This is a genomic window from Gammaproteobacteria bacterium (genome assembly GCA_013214945.1).
Taxonomy (GTDB): Bacteria; Pseudomonadota; Gammaproteobacteria; order Enterobacterales; family Psychrobiaceae; genus Psychrobium.
Genome location: JABSRT010000009.1, coordinates 138,020 through 162,599, shown reverse-complemented (window position 1 = coordinate 162,599; position 24,580 = coordinate 138,020). Strand labels below are relative to the sequence as shown.

Annotated in this window: 23 protein-coding genes; 15 read left to right on the top strand and 8 right to left on the bottom strand. The window is 43.1% G+C overall.

Annotated features, from left to right (window positions below; genetic code table 11):
• Nucleotides 1-54 precede the first annotated feature (54 nt).
• From HRU23_09035 to HRU23_09005, 7 genes are all read left to right on the top strand, one after another.
• On the top strand, nucleotides 55-1,287 hold the full coding sequence (locus HRU23_09035; protein NRA54272.1) for an HDOD domain-containing protein: 1,233 nt from the start codon (nucleotides 55-57) through the stop codon (nucleotides 1,285-1,287).
• 380 nt (nucleotides 1,288-1,667) lie between these two features.
• The gene (locus HRU23_09030; GenBank protein NRA54271.1) at nucleotides 1,668-2,873 is read left to right on the top strand and encodes an aspartate aminotransferase family protein; all 1,206 of its coding nucleotides are present in this window, start codon (nucleotides 1,668-1,670) and stop codon (nucleotides 2,871-2,873) included.
• 126 nt (nucleotides 2,874-2,999) lie between these two features.
• A complete protein-coding gene (astA, locus tag HRU23_09025; protein ID NRA54270.1) occupies nucleotides 3,000-4,016 on the top strand; it encodes an arginine N-succinyltransferase in 1,017 nt (338 codons plus the stop codon).
• Nucleotides 4,017-4,035: 19 nt separating this feature from the next.
• On the top strand, nucleotides 4,036-5,505 hold the full coding sequence (gene astD, locus HRU23_09020; GenBank protein NRA54269.1) for a succinylglutamate-semialdehyde dehydrogenase: 1,470 nt from the start codon (nucleotides 4,036-4,038) through the stop codon (nucleotides 5,503-5,505).
• Between the two features lie 187 nt (nucleotides 5,506-5,692).
• Nucleotides 5,693-6,910: a molybdopterin molybdotransferase MoeA gene (gene moeA / locus HRU23_09015; protein ID NRA54268.1), complete on the top strand. Its 1,218-nt coding sequence runs from the start codon at nucleotides 5,693-5,695 to the stop codon at nucleotides 6,908-6,910.
• Nucleotides 6,910-7,662, top strand: a complete 753-nt coding sequence (locus HRU23_09010) for a molybdopterin-synthase adenylyltransferase MoeB (GenBank protein NRA54267.1) — start codon at nucleotides 6,910-6,912, stop codon at nucleotides 7,660-7,662. Before moeA ends, HRU23_09010 begins: the two co-directional genes overlap by 1 nt.
• Nucleotides 7,663-7,864: 202 nt before the next feature.
• Complete coding sequence (locus HRU23_09005) at nucleotides 7,865-8,818, top strand: DUF4243 domain-containing protein (GenBank protein NRA54266.1); 954 nt, start codon at nucleotides 7,865-7,867, stop codon at nucleotides 8,816-8,818.
• Here HRU23_09005 and HRU23_09000 read toward each other — a convergent pair.
• The 4 genes from HRU23_09000 to HRU23_08985 form a co-directional block, all read right to left on the bottom strand.
• Nucleotides 8,808-9,704, bottom strand: a complete 897-nt coding sequence (locus HRU23_09000) for a phosphoribulokinase (GenBank protein ID NRA54265.1) — start codon at nucleotides 9,702-9,704, stop codon at nucleotides 8,808-8,810. The two genes, HRU23_09005 and HRU23_09000, sit on opposite strands and share 11 nt — an antisense overlap.
• Before the next feature lie 318 nt (nucleotides 9,705-10,022).
• Nucleotides 10,023-10,244 carry a YheU family protein gene (locus tag HRU23_08995; protein NRA54264.1) on the bottom strand — a complete coding sequence of 74 codons (222 nt, stop codon included), beginning with the start codon at nucleotides 10,242-10,244 and terminating at the stop codon, nucleotides 10,023-10,025.
• A 13-nt stretch (nucleotides 10,245-10,257) separates the two neighbouring features.
• Nucleotides 10,258-10,746: a TIGR02444 family protein gene (locus HRU23_08990; protein ID NRA54263.1), complete on the bottom strand. Its 489-nt coding sequence runs from the start codon at nucleotides 10,744-10,746 to the stop codon at nucleotides 10,258-10,260.
• On the bottom strand, nucleotides 10,746-12,689 hold the full coding sequence (locus HRU23_08985; GenBank protein ID NRA54262.1) for an ABC transporter ATP-binding protein: 1,944 nt from the start codon (nucleotides 12,687-12,689) through the stop codon (nucleotides 10,746-10,748). The genes HRU23_08990 and HRU23_08985 overlap by 1 nt, the downstream gene beginning before the upstream one ends.
• Nucleotides 12,690-12,817: 128 nt before the next feature.
• On the opposite strand from HRU23_08985, the gene HRU23_08980 reads away from it, so the two are divergent.
• A complete protein-coding gene (locus tag HRU23_08980) occupies nucleotides 12,818-13,024 on the top strand; it encodes a YheV family putative metal-binding protein (GenBank protein ID NRA54261.1) in 207 nt (68 codons plus the stop codon).
• A 23-nt stretch (nucleotides 13,025-13,047) separates the two neighbouring features.
• Here the strand turns inward: HRU23_08980 and HRU23_08975 are convergent, their stop codons facing one another.
• A complete protein-coding gene (locus HRU23_08975) occupies nucleotides 13,048-13,263 on the bottom strand; it encodes a SlyX family protein (protein NRA54260.1) in 216 nt (71 codons plus the stop codon).
• A gap of 13 nt (nucleotides 13,264-13,276) precedes the next feature.
• Nucleotides 13,277-14,233, bottom strand: coding sequence for a hypothetical protein (locus HRU23_08970; GenBank protein ID NRA54259.1), 957 nt, complete (start codon nucleotides 14,231-14,233; stop codon nucleotides 13,277-13,279).
• Nucleotides 14,234-14,465: 232 nt separating this feature from the next.
• On the opposite strand from HRU23_08970, the gene fkpA reads away from it, so the two are divergent.
• Nucleotides 14,466-15,212 carry an FKBP-type peptidyl-prolyl cis-trans isomerase gene (gene fkpA / locus HRU23_08965; protein NRA54258.1) on the top strand — a complete coding sequence of 249 codons (747 nt, stop codon included), beginning with the start codon at nucleotides 14,466-14,468 and terminating at the stop codon, nucleotides 15,210-15,212.
• Nucleotides 15,213-15,346: 134 nt separating this feature from the next.
• On the opposite strand, the gene rsd is transcribed toward fkpA, so the two are convergent.
• Entirely contained in the window at nucleotides 15,347-15,820 is a 474-nt protein-coding gene (rsd, locus tag HRU23_08960; protein NRA54257.1) for a sigma D regulator, read from the bottom strand.
• Between the two features lie 329 nt (nucleotides 15,821-16,149).
• On the opposite strand from rsd, the gene nudC reads away from it, so the two are divergent.
• The 6 genes from nudC to prsT all read left to right on the top strand — a co-directional run bounded on the left by nudC (nucleotide 16,150) and on the right by prsT (nucleotide 23,170).
• Nucleotides 16,150-16,953: an NAD(+) diphosphatase gene (nudC, locus tag HRU23_08955; GenBank protein NRA54256.1), complete on the top strand. Its 804-nt coding sequence runs from the start codon at nucleotides 16,150-16,152 to the stop codon at nucleotides 16,951-16,953.
• A gap of 166 nt (nucleotides 16,954-17,119) precedes the next feature.
• Nucleotides 17,120-18,187, top strand: coding sequence for a uroporphyrinogen decarboxylase (hemE, locus tag HRU23_08950; GenBank protein NRA54255.1), 1,068 nt, complete (start codon nucleotides 17,120-17,122; stop codon nucleotides 18,185-18,187).
• Nucleotides 18,188-18,433: 246 nt separating this feature from the next.
• Nucleotides 18,434-18,670, top strand: a complete 237-nt coding sequence (locus HRU23_08945; GenBank protein ID NRA54254.1) for an acyl carrier protein — start codon at nucleotides 18,434-18,436, stop codon at nucleotides 18,668-18,670.
• Nucleotides 18,664-19,506, top strand: a complete 843-nt coding sequence (locus HRU23_08940; protein ID NRA54253.1) for a hydrolase 2, exosortase A system-associated — start codon at nucleotides 18,664-18,666, stop codon at nucleotides 19,504-19,506. The genes HRU23_08945 and HRU23_08940 overlap by 7 nt, the downstream gene beginning before the upstream one ends.
• Entirely contained in the window at nucleotides 19,499-20,383 is an 885-nt protein-coding gene (locus HRU23_08935; GenBank protein NRA54252.1) for a hydrolase 1, exosortase A system-associated, read from the top strand. The genes HRU23_08940 and HRU23_08935 overlap by 8 nt, the downstream gene beginning before the upstream one ends.
• Nucleotides 20,384-20,395: 12 nt before the next feature.
• Nucleotides 20,396-23,170 carry a PEP-CTERM system TPR-repeat protein PrsT gene (gene prsT, locus HRU23_08930; GenBank protein ID NRA54251.1) on the top strand — a complete coding sequence of 925 codons (2,775 nt, stop codon included), beginning with the start codon at nucleotides 20,396-20,398 and terminating at the stop codon, nucleotides 23,168-23,170.
• Nucleotides 23,171-23,290: 120 nt separating this feature from the next.
• On the opposite strand, the gene HRU23_08925 is transcribed toward prsT, so the two are convergent.
• On the bottom strand, nucleotides 23,291-24,532 hold the full coding sequence (locus HRU23_08925; GenBank protein ID NRA54250.1) for a pyridoxal-dependent decarboxylase, exosortase A system-associated: 1,242 nt from the start codon (nucleotides 24,530-24,532) through the stop codon (nucleotides 23,291-23,293).
• Nucleotides 24,533-24,580 lie beyond the last annotated feature (48 nt).

Below are 24,580 nucleotides of genomic sequence, written 5' to 3'. Positions count from 1 at the left end.
TGTTTTTCATTGTCGAGCTTTAAAATTTAATACAATATCGTAAGAGGGTATTTTGTGAGTCGCCTAAAAAAATGGTTCTCAAAAGAGCAGGTTAATCAACCTGAGACAATTGAACTAGAGCATAAACAGCCTCAACAAGTAAAAATAAATCAAAAAACTGGCCTTAAATCAAAGATGGTCAAAGATTTAGAGCACACGTTTTATCGTTATTTAGTGAGTAAATCACTGTTAGCGCCGGAAGAAACTGAAGTGAACAGTGAAATGCCAGACAACCGGATTTTACTTGAAATAGAACTTGGGCCGGCGTTGCAGCGTCAGGCCGATCGCCAAGCGAGTCAGGATCTGTTTTTGGCTTTGCAAGCGCAACTATTTCATGCGGTTGAAGAGCAATCTGAAACCAGACTGATTCATTTGACCAATGAGGATATTAAACGCTTTGCGATAGCTGATAGTTTGATGGATGCCCTGAACGTGCTTAATACACGGGCGGCTTCAATATCACGGATTAAGCCGCTGTTATTAAAGCATTCTGGTTTATTACTTAATATGGTTAACTTGCTTAACCGTTTTGACTTTGGCCAAAAGAGCTCCGGCAAACCATTGGGGCTAAAAGATGCCGAATTAAGTCTGAGCTTTTTGGGCATTGACCAACTGCGATTATTGTTACCCTATTTAATTATGCACGAAGCGTTAAAAGACTCGGGTCGTAAATTCAATCAACCCTCGCGTAAGTTATGGCAACATCTGCAGATAACCGCCGAGTCGGCTCGGGTGTTGGCTGAACTTGACGGTGAACTTAACGCCGATGAAGTTTACATGCAGACGATGTTTCATGAGATGGGCGCAATTTATACCATGCATGTGGTGAGTGATTGTTTTGATGAGGCTTGCCGTAGTTTTAGAACGCTAGCCAAGGAAAGCGGCGCGTCGGAAATTAGTCACCAAATCTCTGAGATAAAATCGGCGGCGCCAGTGCTTGATAAACTGTTACCGCTGTTTGCACCTAACATTAGTTTTAAGTTAGCTCAGCAATATAAGCTGTCGCATTTTTCGTTAAGTAATAGCTTAAATGAGTTGGCTACGGCGATGACCTTTGATGAGCTCTCGCCAATATCACGAGTGATTGCGCAAGGTCGGGCATATGCGTTATTTAAGCAAATGTTTAAAGCCCAATTAATGACGAAAGAGCAAGCATCTCAATACTTGAAATATCATCAGCTCGATGCGGATAAAATTCGAGTTCTTAACAAAGTTAAATTCTTAACGGTGCCAAAAATTGAAGATTGATTGAGCTAAATCGGCTGAACTCTTTCGCAAATGTAAAAAAATTCACCTTTTGGTGATTTTTTTTTACTTTCTTCTAATGAATTTATAACGTAAAAATCGATTATTTATTCGTGTCATACGAATAAATTCTGGGTAATTATGCAATCGCTGTTTTGTTAAACAAAAAATAGTGCTCAAAAATCATCGTAAGTGCAGTCTCTTTTATGTGGTGGGCAAGACAGCGCACACTTATTCTGGGATAATCCGTCGTCAAAATGATACAAAACATGGTCCAGTTTGGGTCAAAACACTGTGAATTTTAATTTATCAGTATGTATATAAATGTTAATTAACCTGTGAACTGTGCAGGTAAAAAGAGGATTGATTCTATGTCAGAGCAAATGCAAGTAACGCGTGAATTATTTAATGATGTAATGGTTCCTAACTATGCACCTTCAAGTATTATTCCAGTGCGCGGTTTAGGTTCACGCGTTTGGGATCAAAACGACAACGAATTAATTGATTTTGCCGGTGGTATTGCGGTGAACTGTCTTGGTCACTGTCACCCTGCGCTTGTTACAGCGTTGACGGATCAAGCTCAAAAAATATGGCACTTGAGCAATGTAATGACTAATGAGCCAGCATTGCGTTTAGCGAAGAAGCTAACCGATGCAACATTTGCAGATCAAGTTTATTTCGCGAACTCTGGTGCAGAATCAAACGAAGCGGCCCTTAAATTAGCGCGTCGTTGGGCATTAGATAACTACGGTAGCGACAAAGATCAAATCATTGCGTTTAACCAAGGTTTCCACGGTCGTACTTTCTTTACTGTGACGGTTGGTGGTCAAGCGGCTTACTCTGATGGTTTCGGTCCTAAGCCGGGTGCTATATCACACGTTGATTACAACGATTTAGAAGCCTTTAGCGCGCTTATCTCAGACAAAACTTGTGCGGTAATGATTGAACCATTACAAGGTGAAGGCGGCTTAGTTAGCCCGACTGATGATTTCATTAAAGGTGTTCGCGCCCTTTGTGATAAGCACAACGCCCTGTTAATTTTTGATGAAGTTCAAACGGGTGTTGGCCGTTTAGGTTCGTTGTATGCGTACATGGAGTTGGGCGTGACGCCTGACATTATGACAACAGCTAAAGCACTTGGCGGCGGTTTCCCTATCGCGGCGATGCTAACCACTAAAGCCATTGCTAAAAGTTTGAAGATTGGTACTCACGGTTCTACTTACGGCGGCAACCCATTAGCTTGTGCTGTGGCCGAAGCTGCATTTGATACGGTTAATACCCCTGAAGTATTAGCGGGTGTTGTAGCTAAAGAAGCTATTTTCCGTGCCGGTTTAGACGCTATTAACGCTAAATACAACGTGTTCTCTGAAGTTCGCGGTAAAGGTTTGTTGCTAGGTGCTGTATTAAATGAACAGTATAAAGGCCGTGCCAAAGACTTTATGGTTGCCTCTGCTGACGCGGGTTTGATGGCACTTGTTGCTGGCGCTAACATTGTGCGTTTTGCACCGTCGTTAGTTATTCCTGAAGCGGATATTGCTGAAGGTTTGGCTCGTTTCGAACAAGCGGTAGCGAAAATCGTTAACGCTTAACTATTAGCTATTGCTATTAGTAAGGCGAATTAAGCGGGTTTAATTCAATTGTTATGGATTAAATAACCGCTTAATTCGTCTTTAATTTTTTTAGGCTATGTGATGCCTGTTGTGGGAGCAACGATTATGTTAATTATTCGTCCAATTACTGAAGCTGATTATCCAGCATTAATGCAAATTGCGCACGACTCAGGCATTGGTTTTACGTCATTACCAACTAATGAAACCTTACTTCGCTCGCGCATTGCTCATTCTGAAGATTCATTTTTAACCGAGACCGACCAGCCTGGCAATGAAGGCTATTTACTAGTAATGGAAAATACCCTTACCGGTGAAGTTGTTGGTACTAGTGGTGTTGAGTCAGCAGTTGGGCTTGAGCATGCATTTTATCATTACCATCTAGGCAAGGTAGTTCATAGCTCGCAAGAGCTTAAAGTACACAATACCATTGAAACCTTAACCCTATGTAATGATCACACCGGTTCAGCTGAACTGTGTACCTTGTTTCTTAAGCAAAGCGCTCGTGGCGGCAATAACGGCCGTGTATTATCACGGTTCCGTTTCTTGTTTTTAGCTGAATTTACTGAACGCTTTGGTAAAATTGTGATCGCTGAAATGCGTGGCGTTTCAGATGAACAAGGTATCTCACCGTTTTGGCAGTGGTTAGAGAAACATTTTTTTGGAATGGACTTTCCAACGGCCGACTATTTGTCAGGCATTGGCAATAAAGTGTTTATTCCTGAGTTAATGCCGCGCCTGCCAATTTACGCCAGCTTGTTAAGCACCGAAGCGCAGGCCGTGATAGGTCAAGTGCATGACAATACCCGTCCGGCACTAAAATTGCTGCAACGTGAAGGTTTTTCATGTCGTGGTTATGTTGATATTTTTGACGCTGGCCCAACTGTTGAGTGTGAATTAGCGCAAATAAAAGCGGTAAAAGACAGTATTCGAGTTCTGGTCACTATTGGTGACGTTGAATCAGGAGCTGCTCATATCGCTTGTAATACCGATTTGAAAAACTTCCGCGCTACTGAGGTCCATATTGATGTTGACCATCAGCAAGGTCGCGCGACTATTACTCAGCAACACGCGGATGCCTTAAAGGTAAAACAAGATGACGTTATCCGAATCTTGTCACTGTAATTAATTGAGAGAAATTATTATGTCGAATTTAAACCAATACATTAACGGTCAATGGCTAGCTGGCCAAGGCGCGCCAGTACAATCAGTTAATCCAGCGACTAATGACGTGATTTGGCAAGGTCAAACTGCGACTCCAGCGCAAGTTGACCTAGCATTAAAGGCTGCGCGTAGTGCCGCTTTTGATTGGGCCCAACTTGGTTTTGAAAAACGTGAAGCTATTGTGTTACGTTTTGCACAGCTAGTGGTTGAAAATAAAGAGCAACTAGCCGAAGCGATTGCGCTTGAAACGGGCAAGCCACTATGGGAAACCCGTACTGAAGCGGCTGGCATGGCGGGTAAAATCGCTATTTCAATTAAAGCCTACCACGAGCGTACTGGCACAGTTGAAAACCCAGCGCCGGGCGCTAAAGCCTTTATCCGTCACAAGCCACACGGTGTTGTTGCAGTATTTGGCCCATATAACTTCCCTGGTCATTTACCTAATGGTCACATTGTACCGGCTTTATTGGCCGGTAATACCGTGGTATTTAAGCCAAGTGAATTAACGCCGCGCGTTGGTGAGCTAACGGTTAAGCTGTGGGAGCAAGCAGGCATTCCTGCTGGCGTGCTTGGTTTGATGCAAGGTGAAGTTGAAACGGGCATCGCGATTGCGAACCACGTTGAAATTGATGGTTTATTCTTTACCGGTAGTTCAAACACTGGTCACCTGTTACATAAGCAGTTTGCTGGACAGCCAGGTAAAATATTAGCCTTGGAAATGGGTGGTAATAACCCATTAATCGTTAAAGATGTCGCTAATGTTGATGCGGCAGTGCATGACATTATTCAGTCGGCTTATGTGACAACAGGTCAGCGCTGTGTTTGTGCGCGTAAATTGTTTATTGCTCAAGGTGAAGCGGGCGATCAATTGCTTGCGCGTCTGATTGAAGTAACTAAATCAATTAAAATTGGTCACTATAACGACGAAGATCAGCCGTTTATGGGCTCAATGATTTCAGAGCGTGCTGCATTAGGCATGGTTGCTGCACAAGACATGTTAATTGCCAAAGGCGCTAACGTCCTAATTAAACTTGAGCACACAGCCGGTACCGGTTTTGTAACTCCTGGTTTAATTGATGTGACTGACTTTGTTCGTGACTTGCCAGATGAAGAGCACTTTGGTCCGTTATTGCAAGTCATTCGCTATTCAACCTTTGAAGAAGCAATTGAACTGGCTAACAATACCAGCTTTGGTTTGTCGGCTGGTTTATTAGCTGACAGCCGTGCTGATTACGAATTCTTCTTTGATCGCATTCGTGCCGGCATTGTTAACTGGAACAAGCAAATTACTGGCGCTAGCGGCTCTGCACCTTTTGGTGGCGTTGGCGGTAGTGGTAACCACCGAGCGAGCGCGTATTACGCGGCCGATTATTGTGCTTACCCAGTAGCCTCAATGGAAGCTGAAGAAGTTGTATTACCAGCAACGTTAACCCCAGGTTTGGCTTTTTAAGCAGGGCACTGAGTTAACGTTTGTTTAGTTGAAAAGCCTCACCTTGTGAGGCTTTTTTGATCTTAGACAGTTAAAGACTCAATTGACGATGTTGTAACTTGGCATAATGTGGTTTACTAAGCCCCTTTAGTATTATTTGAGATCGATCATGAGTTCTTGTGACTGCGGTTCAATCAAAGAACCGTTAATGCCATTAGCGCAAGCGTTAAGTCAAATGCTGGCGTCTATTACCCCGGTAGCGGATTTCCAATCGGTTAAGCTCGAAGCCTTGTTGGGTCGAGTATTAGCCCACGACATAACCTCTCCTTTGGCTATTCCTCCTTTCGATAATTCAGCGATGGACGGATACGCGCTCAACGCAAGTGATTTAACGACTAGCGATACGCTCACTATGGTCGGCAAATCTTTTGCTGGAGCACCTTATCAAGGTAATGCAACGGCAGGGCAATGCATTCGGATCATGACTGGGGCGCAAATACCACCCTTTTTCGATACGGTGATCATGCAAGAACAAGCTTGTGCCGAAGGTGACCAAATAAGCTTTAGCGCGGCGATTGATTCGGGCTATAAGCCGGGCAATAATATTCGTCACTGTGGTGAAGAAATCTCGGTCGATCAAGTAGTGTTAACCCAAGGTACTAAGTTAACAGCGCGGCATATGGCGTTGTTAGCGACTTTGGGTTTAGTTGATGTCGCGGTGATTAGGCGCTTAAAAGTTGCAATATTTTCGACCGGTGATGAGCTACAGCCTCAAGGCCAGGTGCTAAAACCGGGCGAAATATATGACAGTAACCGATTTGGGTTAGTGGCGCAGTTGCAACGCCTCGATGTTGATATTATTGATATGGGCGTGATTAAAGACAATAAAGATCTTATTCGTGCCGCATTTGTTAAAGCCGATAAGTTAGCCGATGTGGTGATTACGAGCGGTGGAGTATCGGTTGGTGAGGCCGATTTTACCCGTGAAATTATCGAACAGCTTGGTGAAATTAATTTTTGGAAGCTGGCGATTAAACCCGGAAAACCTATTGCTTATGGCAAGTTTGCTAACAGTATTTTCTTTGGTTTGCCAGGCAATCCCGTTTCTGCGTTAGTCACATTTTATCAACTGGCTAAACCGGCGTTACAAAAACTCAGTGGCGCCGATATCGCACCACCACTGCGGATCGCAGCCACCGTACGCGACAATATTAAGAAGGCCCCCGGTCGACTCGATTTTCAGCGCGGTTTCGCGACGACTACAGCGCAGGGATTACTCGAAGTTAGTTCAACCGGACAGCAGGGATCAGGCATGATGAGCAGCCTATGTTTGGCCAATTGCTTTATTGTGCTTGAACAGGAGCGAGGCAATGTTAGCGCGGGTGAGACGGTCACCGTTGAGCTATTTGACGCAGTGTATAGCTAATGACTGACGAGATATTATCTGATCAAGAAATGGTGCGTTATTGCCGGCAAATATTATTGCCGGCATGTGATATCGACGGCCAAGAAAAACTCAAACTGGCGCGGGTTTTGGTGATTGGCATTGGTGGCTTAGGTTGTGCTGCGGCTCAATATCTTGGAGCCGCAGGCGTGGGTCAATTAACCCTGGTTGATTTTGATCAGGTCGAGTTGTCGAATCTGCAGCGCCAAATACTCCATACCACGGCCAATATTGGCGACAACAAAGCGCAATCGGGTCAAGCTGCGTTACAGGCGATTAATCCCGAGATAAACGTGATTGCAATTGACCACAAAGTGGAAGGGGAGCAGCTAGCGAAGCTGTGCGCCGAGCACGACGTTATTGTTGATTGCTGTGATAACCTCGCGACCCGCTCGCAGTTAAATGAACTGTGTTTTCGGCTTAAGCGTCCACTTGTTTCTGGGGCCGCGATTCGCATGGAAGGCATGGTGAGTTGTTTTGATTATTCTGACGATAGCCCATGTTATCAATGTTTTAGTCAGTTTTTTGGTGAGCAGCAACTTTCTTGCATGGAAGCGGGGGTATTATCACCGGCGGTTGGTATTGTTGGTTCTATTCAAGCGGCAGAAGTTATTAAAATCATCAGCGGTATTGGCCGTCCCTTAATCGGTCGCATTTTGCTTGCTGACATCGCAGCTATGTCATTTTGCGAAATGAAATTAAAAAAATCGGCGCAATGCCAAGTGTGCAGTTAATGAACAACTGGCTGCGCGCTCAGCCAGTTAGTTGTTGTTTTTATTAAGTAAATCTTCCAAATTTAATCCCTTTATCTAGGCTTCGGTTATTTTGCTCAGCGTTTAGTGCTATTTTTATGCCAATGTTAACTTTGTAACCTACAATTGAATAAGAAAGCCAGTTATTTCAATTGTAAAAGCTAAGCTGATGTAAGGGAGATTTATGATTACAGAGGAATGCCGTCATCTTATTTCGAGTATTAAAGACTATCAAATAACTTACTCTCGTCGACTATTTAATCATTTGCCTATGGTTTTAGTGGCTTTAGATCAGATGCAAGCGACTCCTGATCAGTTGCAATCATCCTACGTTAATTATGTTGAACGTTTGGCCCATCGGGCCGATGTTTTTAGCTTAAGCGATCCAGTGGGTCAGCAGTTTGAGCAAATTAGGCAAGACTATCTTAATCAGCTTAAGCAATTTGGGCTTGAGCATACGTTGAAACAAGCGTTACCGCTCTTAATACCAGGCATTGCGGCAGGGGCCTTTTATTGTCTTAGTCGCCTTGCCAGTGCGGTTAAGAGTCAAGAGCATCAAGAAGTGGCTATTGCGCTTACCTGCTGGCAGCTCTATTATTTAGATGTTGAAGGGATCAAACCGACCGAGGATAAAAAACCACTCGGCTTGCTGCGCGCAGCGACAAAAATCATTACTCATTATCGTTTTCCTGCGGGCAATACCGTTGACCGAATAGCGAGTGTATTGTTATTACCTGATTATCATGAGATGGCATCTCAGCCACAACAAATCAGCTTTGATATTTTAGCCAAAGCCGTGGTGTCTGCCTACCGGATGACCGGTGATTTTACGCTTTGTCAGGGCGTGGTTGCGGTTAATGCATTAAGGGAATTGTTGCCTTATGTCGATGAACCCGAGTTAGCTTTACGCTATTTTTGGCAAGCGTTGGTCTTGGTTTATTTAAGCACCGGTGGCGTTCAAATGAATGCGGCCGAGCCAGCCGAATTAATAGATTGGCTCGAGATTAGAGCATTTTGTTGCGACAGTGATAATGAACATTTAATTGAATTTTGCTATGCCTGCCAATTATTGCATCAACAAACGGGGGATATTAATTGCCACAAAGCGGCATCTCGCCTAATTATGCTCAATCGTTAGTTGTTGATTGTTCCTGACTTATTTTTCTTTTTCGTTCAACAATACTGCGAATTAACGGGGTTAATATTAACTCCATCGCCAATTTCATTTTTCCTCCCGGTACAACTAGCGTATTAATCCGCGACATAAATGAGCCATCGATCATTTGCAGATAGTAGGGGAAGTCTGTCGTGCTGACGCCACGAAACCTAATCACCACAAAACTTTCATCAAGACTTGGTATGTCTTTAGCGCTAAAAGGGTTTGAGGTATCGACGGTTGGCACACGTTGAAAATTAATGTGGGTCCGAGAAAATTGCGGCGTAATATAATTAATATAATCATCCATGCTGGTGACAATTGATTCCATCACTTTTTCACGGGTATGACCACGATCGTGCGTATCGCGGATGATCTTTTGAATCCACTCTAAATTGACAATCGGCACCATGCCAATCAGTAAATCAACATGCTTGGCGACATTGCAATCATCGGTCACCACTCCCCCATGCAGACCTTCATAAAATAACAGGTCAGAGTCTGGCTCTAACGGCTGAAATGGGGTGAAGGTACCGGGCATTTGGTTGTAGGGTACGGCTTCGTCAAAGGTATGCAGGTAGCGTCTGATTTGACCGGTTCCCGTATTGCCATAGGTCTCAAATAGATCTTCAAGTTGGCCAAAATTATTAGCATCAGGGCCAAAATAGGAAATATTACTATGTCCTTCTTTTGATTTTCGAATCGCCAAATCCATTTCGGGCCGGGTGAAGCGATGAAAACTGTCGCCCTCGGTATAGGATACTTTAACGCCTAACTTCCTAAAAATATGCGTGAACGCCGACGCCGACGATGAAGTGCCAGCTCCAGATGAACCTGTAATTGCAATTATCGGATGAAGCTCAGACATAATGTTCCCTATTTGTGAAAGTCAGGCGGTATATACCCGTGCCACTTGAAAATTCAGGTTTCAGAGCTTGGGTAGGATGCGAGTACAAGGCATGATTTTTAATTCATGGTTATTCCCTGATTATGAATCATAACGCGGTAATCGTTTTCTACCCAAACTTCCGTAGGGCAAGGCGATAAGCGACCAACTGCGTTGTTATAATATATTTATTTAGAATGACTAAACTGCACATATTATGCCTAGCATTTGGCACGCTTCTCGACTTGCTGAAATCACGTATCTCCAGGTAGCACGGGTATATAAGCAATAAATTAGGGCTTAGGTCAAATTTAAATCGCTTTTAAGCATTAAATTTACCGATTCATGCAGTTCTGAATAGACTAAAACTATCTCGCCACTGGCGAGTTGGCAGCGTAATTGTGCCACTTTTTCGCTTAAGCTTACTTCTGATTCGCCGTAGTCGGTACCATCGCGTAACGCGTGTTCTTCAAGCAAGGAATCGAGTGTGTCGTGGGCTAATTGTTGGTGCGGGATAATCATCGCGGTTCCTGATTTAATCGTTAATGGTCATTAACTGACCCATTTGTTGTTCTGTTAACTGCTCTAAGGCGATGCCGCTAAAGATTAAACAACTTAGAATATTGGCCTGAGCTTCTGGGTTGTTGGTTGGCAGTTCGGGCAAACTGTTAACCAATTGATACTGTTGCTGCTTTTCTAAGGCAAGCTCCATGGTTAACATCGCCTGATAATCAGTTTGGCTAATGCTAACCTTCAGTGAGCGCCTGAGCGCTCTAAAAGGGCTAATAAGTTGCTCTTGCCACTGCTGACACTGGGCCACTAAGTTTGCTAACTGCATTTCATCAATCGCACAGCCTTGTTGCTGGGCATAACCACAAAGTAAAAACAGATTAATGTTCAGTTGATATTGGTCTTGCAGCGCCAATAACAAGTCATCAACCTTGGCGTAATGATCTAGGCTGTATTGCCACAGCTCAGCGGGGTCAAGTTGAATGTGACTGTCGCTGTGGTAGGCCGTATTCATTAAACGCCACAGGCCAAGTTAAAGTCTGCTTCTTGCTGGTCAATCTGTTCTTGCAGATCGAGCCATTGCATTTCTAGATCTTCCATCGTTGACTTTAATTCGCCTTGTTGCAGCAGCAATGGCGATAGTTTCGCTTTATTCTCGGCTTGATATAACTCTGGGTCCGCCAGTTGCTGCTCTATTTCAGAGAGCTGTACTGTATGACGTTCCATGTCCAAATCAACCTTGGTAAACTGCTTTTTGAGTGGCTGGATTAATTTGCGAAACTCGGCCTGTTTACGTTTTAGTTCTTTGCGATCAATTTTAATTTCGCTCGGTTTTTCGCTCGACTTTTTACTCGATATTGCCAATTTGTCGGCGGCGCGCTGCTCTTTTTGTTGCTCACTAAGCCAGCGATGATAGTCATCTAAATCGCCAGCAAAGGGCTCTACTTTTTGGTTGTCAACGAGGTAAAACTCATCGGTAGTAGCCCGTAATAAATGGCGATCGTGCGACACGATTACCATCGCGCCGCTAAATTCTTGCAATGACATGGTTAGCGCCAAGCGCATCTCGATATCGAGGTGGTTGGTTGGTTCATCAAGTAATAATAGATTAGGTCGTTGCCACGTTAAGATTGCCAGTGCCAGCCGCGCTTTTTCGCCGCCTGAAAATGGCGCGATTGCTGTCGTAGCCATGTCGCCAATAAAACCAAAGCTGCCAAGGTAATTACGCAGTTCTTGCTCGTTTTTGTCTGGGGCTAACCGCACCATATGCTCTAAAGCGGTATCTTGCTTGCGCAGTGCGTCAAGTTGATGCTGGGCGAAATAACCTATGGTTAAATCACCAGCACGAATAAGCTTACCAGCTTGCTGGTTTATTTCACCGGCTAATAACTTAATCAGGGTCGACTTACCAGCGCCGTTACGACCAAGCAAACCAATGCGCGAGCCTGGCACTAAATTAAGCTTAATCGATTTCAATATTTCAATCTCACCGTAACCCGCCGACAACTTTTCCATTTGAATTAATGGTGTTGGCAATTGGTCCGGTTGGAAAAACTTGAACGTAAATTGGCTGTCAACGTGAGCAGGACCAATCAAAGACAGTTTTTCGAGCGCTTTAAGTCTGCTTTGAGCCTGCTTGGCTTTGCTGGCTTTATAGCGGAAACGGTCAACAAAACTTTGCATGTGGGCGCGTTCTTTAACTTGCTTTTCATGCATGCTTTGCTGCAAAGCAAGCTTTTCACTGCGCAGGCGTTCAAAGGCGCTGTAATTACCGCTGTAATTAAAGATCGTTTGCTGCTCAATGTGGGCTATTTGGTTAACAACATTATCGAGAAAGTCACGATCATGAGAAATTAAGACCAAGGTGCCAGGGTAATTTTGGAGCCATTTTTCTAACCACAATACCGTGTCTAAATCGAGGTGGTTAGTGGGCTCATCAAGCAATAATAAATCAGAGCGGCATAGCAGTGCTTGGGCAAGGTTAAGGCGCATTCGCCAGCCCCCTGAAAAGCTCGACACGGGCAAATGCAGCTGTTGGTCGCTAAAACCAAGTCCATGCAGTAATTCACCAGCACGCGCGGCAATGCTATAACCGTTGATATTATCAATGGCAGCATGCATTTCTGCAATTTGATGACCGTCATCAGTTTGCTCTGCGGCGACTAAGCGCTGCTCAAACTGACGGTACTGGGTATCGCCGTCAATACAGTAATCGAGCGCGCTGGTATTGTCGGCCGGCGTTTCTTGTTTTACCCAAGCAACCTGCCATTGTGATGGAAATGAAAAGTCGCCAAGATCTTGATGCAGTTGCCCACGCATTAAGGCAAATAAACTCGACTTGCCACAACCGTTTGAACCAACCAAACCAACCTTGGTTCCGGGGTAGATGGTGGCATTGGCTTTATCGAGTAGGGTCTTGCCGCCACGCAGCAACTGCAGATCTTTAATAACTATCATTGGGCACAAATTTAAAATAAAAGTGGGGGGCATAATAGCTTAATCCGCGACGTTCTCCTAGCTGCTGTGATAAACTTGTCGGATAATTTATGGGATACTTGACCGATAAAAACATTGGAGACTATGGGATGTCATCGCGACTAAAAAAACGCTTTATTGCTGGCGCAAGCTGCCCTAAATGTAAAGCGATGGATAGCATTATGCTGTTTATGGAAAATGATGTAGAAAAAATTGAATGTGTTGAATGTCATCATCAACAGTCGCAAGTAAGCAACGAGGTAGCTAAGGCCGCTCAGGCACCGGATCAGGTGATCGGGATATTTAAACCCGAATAAACGGCCATTTATTTAAGGCTAGATTAATAATGTGGTGGTGGCGGCTCGGCGGTTTGGCTGCCCTGTTCAGGTTGCGCTATATCGCCTAAGCGACTTGCTAAATATTCGAGCTGAGTGCGTTGACGATCTAGCGCTTCATTAAGCGTCGCTATTTCATCACTTAAAACATTAATAGTTTCATCTTGGAACGCGACTTTCATTTCGAGTTCCGTTAACCGCTGTTGTGCTTGTTCGTTCATCGATACCTCGATCTTAATAACTCCAAAACTCGGCATAGCCAGAGCTGCTTTCGGTGACTAGTTTACCTGATTTCGTTTCACCAATGGAATAAATTACTGAGCTGGGTGGGCGAGAATCTTCACGCGGCTGTACTTGCCACTGCTGTAGTTGTTGGCCGCTGGCGACATCCCAGCGATTAAGTAACCGCCCCGGGTTACCGGTAAATAGCTGCTTGGCGTCTTGACTGAACCGAACCGCGCTAAAAATTCTTGAACGAGACATGTATTGTAAGCGGCTAACTTCTTTGCCGGTTTTAAGATCCCATATTGCTGAAAGTCGTTTGCTGTCGGCGGTAAATGCATAGCGGCCTTTGGGCTCAAGCACGACTTTAGAAACTCGGCTTGGGTGAATAAACCGATGGATGATCTGAGCTGATTTTGTGTCCCACAGCAGGGCGCTGTAATCATTGCTGCCAGTAAGTGCATAGCGACCATTGGGCGAAATGTCGATTGAGTTAATCTTTTCACTATGGCCTAAAAATTCAATGCGGCGGCCGCTAAAGATATTGACATGCACTACCACCCCGTTGACTTTGCCAATCAATAAATCGCCGTTATTAGCAATCGCAATATCACGAATGGCAGACTCTCTAATCTTGGTATAAGTTAAGGCCTTGCCACTGCTAACTTCCCATACCACAAAAGTCGTTTTGTCGGCAGACACCGCATATTTATTGTTATCTGAAATATCGGTAAATAACACTAAATTATCGTCACCTTGGCTCCAGCGGTGAATTTGAGTATTGCTGGTTAAGTCCCATAGAATTAAACCATGGGCATTTGATGAAACGAGTGCCAATGTCGCGTCTTGCGAAATCGCTGCGGCTAATGCGCCAGTGCCAGAATGTTGCCAATATTTATCTGGATCGTTTTGACCACTACAGCCAGTCAGTACTAAGATTGAAAAAATCGCGAGGGTGAGCTTTAGCATCGGGTTGTCCCAAGGTGTTAAAAATAATATTGCGCTGTTTGAATATAAACAGTGCAGTTATTGTGTGACTTAATTTTCATGATAATAGGTATTTGAGCTGCTAATCAATACTAATTGCTTGAAAATGCTTGAATCAACCCCAATTGATATGGCATAACATCTGCGTTGAAATAAATTATTCGTCTAGATCTTCATAATCTAAAGATAGAAATATATAACTAAAGGTAATGTAATGAACAAATTGATTAAAATATCTGCTGTGGCAGCGGCACTGTTAGCTGTTGCTGCTTGTAATGACAAAGAAGAGCAAGCGGTAGTGGCTGCTCCTGAAGTTCAACAGTTCGTTTTTGAAAATGATGACCAAAAAGCGGCTTACGCGATTGGTGTTTCTATGGCGCAATACCTTGAGCAAAGCGTTAAAAAGCAAGAAGAAGTAGGCGTGACTATTGACCGCACTCTGATTGCTCAAGGGGTATCTGACAGCTTAGCTGGCAAGTCTGAGTTAGACGAAAAGCAAGTTAATGAGACGTTAGAAACGTTTAGTAAAAAGTTATCAGCCTTGTTTGAAGCGCAAGCGAAAGAAGCAGGCGCTAAAGTTAAGCAAGCGGGCACTGATTACTTGGCACTTAATGGTAAAAATGAAGGTGTTGTTACTACTGAGTCAGGTTTACAGTACGAAGTGATGACTCAAGGCGAAGGAGACTCACCAGTTGCAACTGATAAAGTTACCGTGCATTACAAAGGCACATTAATCGACGGTACGCCATTTGATAGTTCATACGATCGTGGTGAACCTGCAACATTCCCATTAAATGGGGTGATTAAAGGCTGGACTGAAGGCGTGCAACTAATGAAGCCTGGTGCTAAATTCAAATTTACCATTCCATCTGACTTAGCTTACGGAGAACGTGATACGCCAACTATTCCTGCTAATTCAACACTAGTATTTGAAGTTGAACTGCTAGAAGTAGTTAAGTAATACGACGGCTGAGCGAACACAAAAAGGGCTATTCATATTATTGAATAGCCCTTTTTTGATCTTGATATTTTGTATCACCATGATCGAGGCAAAGCGCAGCAGCCCTAAGCCAAAAATACGTTTAGCAAGCGACGTTAGGCAGGGTTGGTATGTTTTTCAAATAACGTCGATAATAACCGATCTTCCAGTTCAAAACGTCGTTCTAACCCCTCAATTAAGGTTGATAGGTGACGGTCGAATAGCTCAAGAGGTTCATCTAAGCTTTCTGCATACTTATCGCTAAACTCTAACGACATGTCAGTGGTATCAGTAATTTGAGGAATAATTTGGTCGATTTTACTGAGGCTATCTTTACCATGGATTTCACAGCATGAAACCAATTCTTTATATATTTCAAAATGACCGGTCGAGACATAATCAACAAGTTTGTTGCAAAACTCATGGATATCATCAGGGGCTGGTAGTGCTTGTGTTTTTATTTCAAACGGAGGTAAGCCCGCAATTTGGCAATAATTTACAATAAGCTCTTGGCGTTTACCGAGCCAAGTATCAATCAGTGCGTTTGAACCTCCCCATTGCTGCTGTGCATATTCAATTTTTGTGAGCATGAAGAGTCTCCTTTGATTTTATTGTTTATAATCCCAATGTAAGGCAAGGCTTGGTGCAAATCAACAATAACTGTCTTTGGTTTTGATTTAGATCTTAAATACTTGGCTAGATTATTGCGCTATAGCGCTGACACATCGGCGTTAAACTTTAAGCATATTAAATGCCTGGCGTTAATTAAATAACAATAAACGTTTTGAAAACATTGATTTTTTTTGAGCTTAACTCGTAAAAAGATTTTATCTAATTGCTATTCACCACTAAATTCGCCCGTTATAATATCTGTCATAAATATCCATTAAAAAACATAGAATATTATGCTGGGAAGCTTATGAAAAAAATCAATAAACTTAATCCTGCCCGTAAAGCACTTTGGTTCATTTGCCAAGATGATCAATTATGGACCCTCGACCAAGATGCAACATTACCTCAAGGTGCACTCAATCAGCTAGGGCTTAATGTTGATGAAAACTCACCGTGTTATCACTTAGGTTACTATCAGCAAAAGTCGTGTATTTTAATTGATTTACAGCATCAGCAGTTCGATTGTTCTGACGGGCAATGGACAGGGTTACGCGCAGCAATGGGCTTGATGCCCCCCGAGTTGTTTTTAATGGCTGGGCGAGCTTGGCAGGTCGCTAACTTTATTCGTACGCATAAATACTGTGGTCAATGTGGTCAGCAAATGAAAGCTATTGCATGGGAAGTCGCGATGCAATGCCAGCCATGTGGTCATCGTGCTTACCCACGAGTTTCACCTGCGGTGATGATGGCTGTGATCAAAGATGGCAAATTATTGCTGGCTCAAAACAAACGTAATATTGGCGGAGTATATTCGGTGTTAGCGGGCTTTGTTGAAGTGGGTGAAACGTTAGAACAAACAGTTGCTCGCGAAGTCAAAGAAGAGGTTGGACTCGAAGTTGATAATATTCGCTATTTCGGCTCTCAGCCTTGGCCTTTCCCACATAATATGATGATTGCATATATTGCCGATTATAAATCCGGCGAAATATCAATTGATGACAATGAATTATCGGCCGCTGATTGGTACGATGCTGACAATTTACCGCAATTGCCAGGACCTCACTCGATTGCCAAGCAGTTGATTGACCACATTTTGCACCAGCAAGACTAATTGTTGCGCTTTAATTTGCCGATAATGGCTGATTATCTCACCACAGCTTGCGTTATTTAACAGATGTTATCTAACGCGATAGTCATCTTGATCTGGGATAGTTTTTTTAGCTTAGGCAATGGTACAATGTCGCAAATTTATATTTACTTAATGTTAGGATGATTTCATGGTTCCGCTAAAAAATGACCGCTATCTTCGTGCGCTGTTAAAGCAACCGGTCGATCAAACTCCAGTATGGATGATGCGTCAAGCTGGGCGTTATTTACCTGAATATCGTGAGTTGCGTGCTCATGCTGGTGATTTTATGTCATTGTGCCGTGATGCTGACTTTGCTTGCGAAGTGACGATGCAGCCGTTACGTCGTTATGATTTGGACGCCGCGATTTTATTCTCAGATATTTTAACTGTGCCAGACGCAATGGGCTTAGGCTTGTTTTTCGAAACAGGCGAAGGGCCAAAGTTCGAGCGCCCAATCACCTCGTTAGCTGATGTTAAAAAAATAGGCATTCCTGATCCGGAAGATGAGCTTGGTTATGTGATGAATGCGGTGCGCACTATCCGCCGCGAGCTAAATGGCGAAGTGCCGTTAATTGGTTTCTCAGGCAGCCCATGGACTCTGGCTACTTATATGATTGAAGGCGGCACCTCTAAAGCCTTTACCAAGATCAAAAAAATGGCGTTTGCTGAGCCAAAAACTTTGCACCTGTTACTCGATAAATTAGCAGATTCAGTTATTTTATACTTAAATGCCCAAATTGCAGCAGGCGCGCAATCAGTGATGATTTTTGATACTTGGGGCGGTATTTTATCGCCACGAGATTATCGTGAATTCTCATTGCGCTACATGGCTAAAATTGTCGATGGTTTAACACGCGAAAATGAAGGCCGTCAGGTACCGGTAACACTATTTACTAAAAATGGTGGCCAATGGATCGAAGAAATCGCCGCCACTGGTTGTGATGCTGTAGCGCTTGATTGGACTATTGATATTAGCGATGCTAAAGCACGAATTGGTGATAAGGTCGCGTTACAAGGTAATATGGATCCATCAATGCTATACGCTTCTCCGGAGCGAATTCGTCAAGAAGTACAAACAATTCTTGAAGAGTTTGGTCAGGATAATACCGGTCATGTTTTCAATCTTGGCCATGGTATTCATCTTGATGTTGACCCTGAGCATGCTGGAGTATTTATTAAAGCGGTTAATGAATTGTCGCGGCCATTTCATAAATAACCCTCAATAAATAATATCAATGATTAAACGGCAGCTCATGGAGCTGCCGTTTTTGTTTCTGGATTTATTTAATACTAAAAGCTGAGTGAACTAATGATTTACGCTAAAAGGATGATGGTGTTCAATCTGTCGTCACTCATACTATATAAAGAAGTTAAGAAAGGGACATTCTAACTCAGAGCTTTCTTGCTGAAAGTGATTGTTAGTTTTGTCTCGCCATGTCTAACTAATATTAAAAGGAATTATATGCTTAACGATATCATGGTGATCCTACAGCAATGCCTTCAAATTGACGACATCAGTGATTGGGATGACGCGACGCCATTAATTGGCGCTATCGCCGAATTCGACTCAATGGCTGTTGTTACTGTCATTACCCAGTTAGAGGAGAACTACGGCTTTGTCATTGATGATGATGAAATAAGCGCCGAAGTTTTTGAAACTATCGGTACATTAACATCATTTGTCGAACTAAAATGCTAATAAAGCCGCGGCTGTTTTTTTTAAATACAGCTCACGGCAAGCTATTTATAACCCAATTTGTTCCGGAGCTTGAACAGAAAATCCGGTTAAATGTTATTGTGATCGCTCCTTTTGCTGAAGAAGCAAATAAAAGCCGTAAAATGTTGGCTGATTTCGCGCGCCAAGCCGCTCAACATCATATTAGAGTCAGCTTAATTGATTTATTTGGTACCGGAGATAGCGAAGGCGATTTTAGTCAAGCCAGTTGGGATATTTGGCAACAAAATATTCGGGCACTTTATCTTGCGTTGCAAAGGCAAGATCCAGACGTTGCTATCGGACTGATTGGGCTGCGTAGCGGAGCATTATTGGCTTTAGATTGCTATTGTAACCAATTGATTTCGCCCGCTGCCCCTTTGGTGTTATTGCAACCGGCCCTTAATGGTAAGCAATTTATGGTGCAATTTATGCGGCTGCGTTTAGCGGCGGGCATGATTAATGCTAAGGCCAAATTGACGATGGCCGACTTACAGCAAGAATTATTAAAAAATGGTGGGCTTGAAATTGCCGGTTACCATTTAAATCACGGACTAAGTGAGGCGATAGCCCAATTAAACTATCTTGACCTTAAACAATTACCTGATAGCTTAAGTTTAGCTTGGGTCGAGATTGGTCAGCCACCGACGCAACAAATTAAAGCGATTAGTAAAAAAACCATTGCCAATTGGCAGAAATTTAATGACGTTACTGAGCAATTTATTGTTGGTGATAGCTTTTGGCAAACACAAGAAATCACTCAGGTGCCCGAGCTTAGCGATTACTGTATCAGTTATTTGTTAGGAGGCTTGAATGCATGAGACTGCGGTAGTGTTCAAAGGTCATCAGCACTGGCTAACCGGTATGGTTCATCAGGCTAATTGTGCTGATGAAACCCAAGTTAAACAGGGAGTGGTCATTATTGTTGGCGGGCCGCAAACACGCGTTGGCAGTCATCGCCAGTTTGTACTGCTGGCGCGATTTTTGGCAGCCCATGGTATCGCGGTTTTTCGTTTTGATTATGCTGGCATTGGTGATAGTGATGGTCAATTAAGCAATTTTTTAACTGCTTATCAAGACATACCTGCAGCAATAGAGCAGTTTCAAGCGCAGTGTCCGATGCTAAAGCATATTGCCCTGTGGGGATTATGTGATGGCGCTTCAGCTATTTTACTCTATTTAAGCCAGCATCAGCCAACAGTAATCAACCAAATTTTTATCGCTAACCCTTGGGTCGAGCAGTCAAAGACTAAAGCGAAGACCATGCTCAAGTATTACTATCTTGAACGCTTTTTGTCCAAAGAATTTTGGGGGAAATTAAGCTCGGGTCGTTTTAATTTCTCTGCCGCAGTGACTGGTTTTTTTAGCACCGTTAGGGGTATTTATTTACCGCAAAACAGCAGTAAAAGATCGGCGACTCCGTTGGTTAGTCATAAGTTTACCCAAGATAATTTTGTAGAATATATGTGCCAAGGTTTAACTAAATTTAATGGCCAGGTGCATTTTATCGCCAGTGGCCAAGATTTAGTGGTCAAAGAATTTATGCAGTTGCTTACTGACGATTCTCAGTGGGCTCAATTGTGGTCACAGAAAATGACCAGTGAGCTAAAACTAGCCGCCGCTAACCATACATTTTCCTGTGCGCAATGGCGCAGTGAAGTTGAGATTTATACTGTTAATACAATTGTCCAAGGATAGAGGATAAAAATTATGTTAAAAGATAAAAGGTTCACATTAGCGTTACTGGTGGCTAGTTTGATGGTTGGCGGTTGTACTGGTGCTAAAACTAGTCAGGAGTATTTTGAATTAGCTAAAAATCATCAATCAAATGGTGATACCAATGCCGCTATTATTGAGTATAAAAATTCTATTCGTCAAGATCCTACTAACGCTATAGTTCGATTGGCACTGGGCAAGTTGTATTTGGCACATAACCAATATGCTTCAGCAAAAAAGGAATTGCAGCGTACTGTTAGCGAGCCAGCTTTACTGCAAGAGTCGCTAATGCCACTGGCGATGGTACTGTTCAAACAAAAAGAATTTGAGCAGCTATTAGCTTTGCCCTTAGTGACTTCTGACTTGGCCACTGATGATCTGGTGGTTGCTTATGTGTTACGCGGGCAGGCATTAATGTCCCAAGGCATGCGAGACCAAGCATTAGCGGAATATAGTTTAGCTAATGACCTTAATGAAGAGGCAGCATACGCTAGGTTAGGACAAGTAATGTCGGCTTCTGCTAATACTGACTACGCTCAAGCAACTGAACTCGTTAAGACACTGCTTGAGGATCACCCTTCAATGGAAGAAGCTGTTCTGCTATATGCAGGACTGTCTTATGCCGGAGCTGATTATGCAAGCTCGGTCGCTGCTTACGATAAATATATCGAATTGACCAAAATTAATGTCAGCAAAATAAACCTATTACTGATTAATAGCTTATTGAAAAATGATAACGTGAATCGTGCTAAGGAAGAGTTAGCTAAACTATTAAAGGTTAATGCTAAGCAACCGGTAGTTAATGTGATACTTGCTCGGTTAGCTTATCAAGATAATGAGATTGAGTTAGCGCTAAAACATGCGCTAGTGACGCTCGAGTCGATGTCGGGTAATGTGCAAGCTAACCTTGTTGCGGGCATGGTTCTGTTTCGCCAAGAAGATTATAAAGCCTCTTACCGTCATTTATCTCGGGTCAGCAAGCATACTACGACCTTAATCGGGCCGAAGATCATGCAAATAATTAATAATATTAAACGCGGCAGCATTAACACCGCTCGAGATGCGGTGGGCAATTTATCGGCTCCAGACCAAAAGAATGCCGTTTTGTATGTATTAGCGGCCAATGAATTTACGATCGCACAAGATTACTTAACGGCACTGAAACTCGTTGAGCAGGCGCTAACCCAATTGCCTGACAATCAAACTTTAGTGTTAAAGCGCGGCGTGCTAAAAATGAAACTTGGCATGGCTGAGGGACTCGATGACTTAACTCAGTCGTTATTTGTTGCCGAATTAGTTGAGCAAGTTCTACCACAAGTTAGCTCATCTTATGCGTTGGCTAAGCGTTTTGACGAATTACGTGATATCGCTGAGCGATTGAAAAAACAATATAGTGATAAGCCTTATGGCTGGAATGTCGCAAGTATTATCCCATTTTATAATAAAGACTATGCTTTGGCTGAAAAGATGCTGCAGGCTAATTTGGCTAAATTTCCAAATAATGCCGATGCATTACATAATTTAGCCAAATTGCGGGTGATTCAAGATGATTACGATCAAGCTCTCATCGATATTAATAACGTGTTGGTGATGGATCCGCAACGTTTCACCGCGTTGCAATTAAAAGCGAAACTAATACTGAAGCAAGCCGAGGATATTGAACAGTATAAAAATGTTTTTAAAGAGGCTTATAGTGCATTTCCTGAATCGGAGCCGATATTACTCAAACGAGCGGTTATTCATGTTACTGATGGTGAAATGCAGCAAGGCATTGATTTATTAAATTCAATAAAATCTCGAGAGCAATTAAGTGAGACATATTGGCGTCGTTACGGTGATATTTTGATGTTAGCAGGCCAACCGGAACAGGCGTTGAAAACTTTTGAGCAGTGGGCACTGCGCAACCCAAACTCTCCCTTACCGTTATTAAAGCAAATTGCCCTACATGAAAAGCTTGGACGTTATAATGATGGTCTGCGATTGGTTGAACAGGTTGCTAAAAAGTTTGGTAATTTAACTAATATTGATGGGCTTAAAATTAATTTAATGATGCTAGATGGCCAGTTAGGCTCGGCGCGTCGCTTGTTTAATACCTATAAGAAAAATGTAAAAAACCGTAGTTATATTGCGGCGATTGAAGGTGAGCTATTTTTTAGAGAACAGAAATATCCGCAAGCTCTGACTCAGTTAACCAAAGCATATACTGCGGAACCTAAAGCGCGTTATGCGCTGTTGTTGGCAAAAAGTAATATCAAGCTGCAACAAACAGATCTGGCGGTAACGGTACTTAAAGATCATTTAGTCACCGAACCTTTGAATCGTTCGGTAAAATCATTATTGGCGACAATATATGTTAGTACTAACTCACCGCTGGCGATTGGGCTTTATCAAGAGCTTATTAAAGCGGTACCTAAAAACCCTGCCTATTTGAATAATTTAGCCTGGAGCCTGTCAGAAAATGGTCAGCATCAACAAGCGCTGAAATACATTAAACAAGCCTTAACGATAATGCCAAAGAACCCACAAGTTATCGACAGTTACGGTGTGATTCTGTTTAAGATGCAACAATACCAGCAAGCGGTTATTCAATTTGATAAAGCGATTAGTCTCGCCCCCCAAGGCATCGCTTTTACTCTGCATAAAGCCGAAGTATTAATTGCGATGGCACAAAAAAATCAAGCATTAGAGCTATTGAATAATTTAGGCAATGACATACCTGAGCATTTAAAATCGCAATTGATGCAGTTAAGAGAGCAGGCCAGCACTTAATTGTAGGCTATGTTGTAGTGCATGGTGTAGTGTCTGTTGTAGTTTATAAAGTAATAAAAAAGGGCCAATGGCCCTTTTTTATATTTGAAATATATGAGGTTTTATGTTTAAAACATGAGGCTAAATTAATATTTCAGCAAGATTTGGATGACCTAAGAATTGTTGGGGGCTGGCACTAGCACCGTAGGCACCTGATTGATAAACCACAATCAAATCTCCGACCTCAATAGCTGGTAGCTGAACCTTATTGGCTAAAATATCGAGCGGGGTACAAAGAGGACCCACTAAGGTTACCGTTTCATTCACATTTTCATGGCCGGTTAATTTATTAGCGACAGCCACCGGGTAATTTTTTCTAATCACCTGGCCGAAATTTCCTGAATTTGACAGGTGATGATGTAGACCACCGTTAGCGACTACAAAAGTTTGCTGCCTCGATTGCTTAATATCGATAACCTCACAGACATAAACGCCAGCGGGGCCAACTAAATAACGACCAAACTCCATCACTATTTTTGTTTGGCTAAATTGTCGTTGATATTGATTTAACAAGCGGTCTAAATTTTTGCAAATTTCACTGAGCGGCAAATGTGACTCACCTGGGAAATAGGGAATGCCAAACCCACCACCAATATTGATACTAATCGCGCTGCTATTTGCTTGCTCGAGCAGCTGACTAGCCAACGCAAAGGTTTGATTGTGCGCCTCGATTAATGCTTGAGGTTTTAAATTTTGCGAGCCGCTAAAAATGTGTAACCCGATAAAATTAAGCGGGCCGTTATTTATCTTCACAATTAAATCGGCGACTTGCTCGCTGTCGATGCCAAACGGCTTAGCGCCCCCGGTCATTTGCATGCCAGACGATTTTAATTCAAAGGCAGGGTTGACCCGCAGCGCAACATTAGCCTTAATGTTGAGGTGCTGACTTAACTGCTCGATTTTTGTCAGTTCTGAGGCTGATTCAACATTTAATGTCACACCCGCGGTGATGGCGCTGATGAGTTCTTGGTTAGTTTTTCCGGGGCCTGCAAAACTAATATTTTCGGGGCTCATTGACGTTTGCAGTGCCCGTAACATCTCTCCGGCAGACGCGACATCAAAACCATCAACTAATGAAGCCATGTGATTTATCACGGGCTGATAGGGGTTGGCTTTAATCGCATAGTGCAACTCTATTGCCGCAGGTAAAGCTTGGCGCAAGGCATTGACCGTCGTGTTGATTACGGTGCGGTCATATGCATAAAAAGGCGTTTGACCAACCATGTTGGCGATATCACGCATGGTGAAACGTCCTAACATCAGCTGACCGTTCACGCTGCTAAATTGCTCCATTGGCGCATGAATGGGCGTCGGCTTTCTCATTGCTTTTGGCGCGGATTCTAGCATTGCTTTTGGTACGGCATTTGGCAT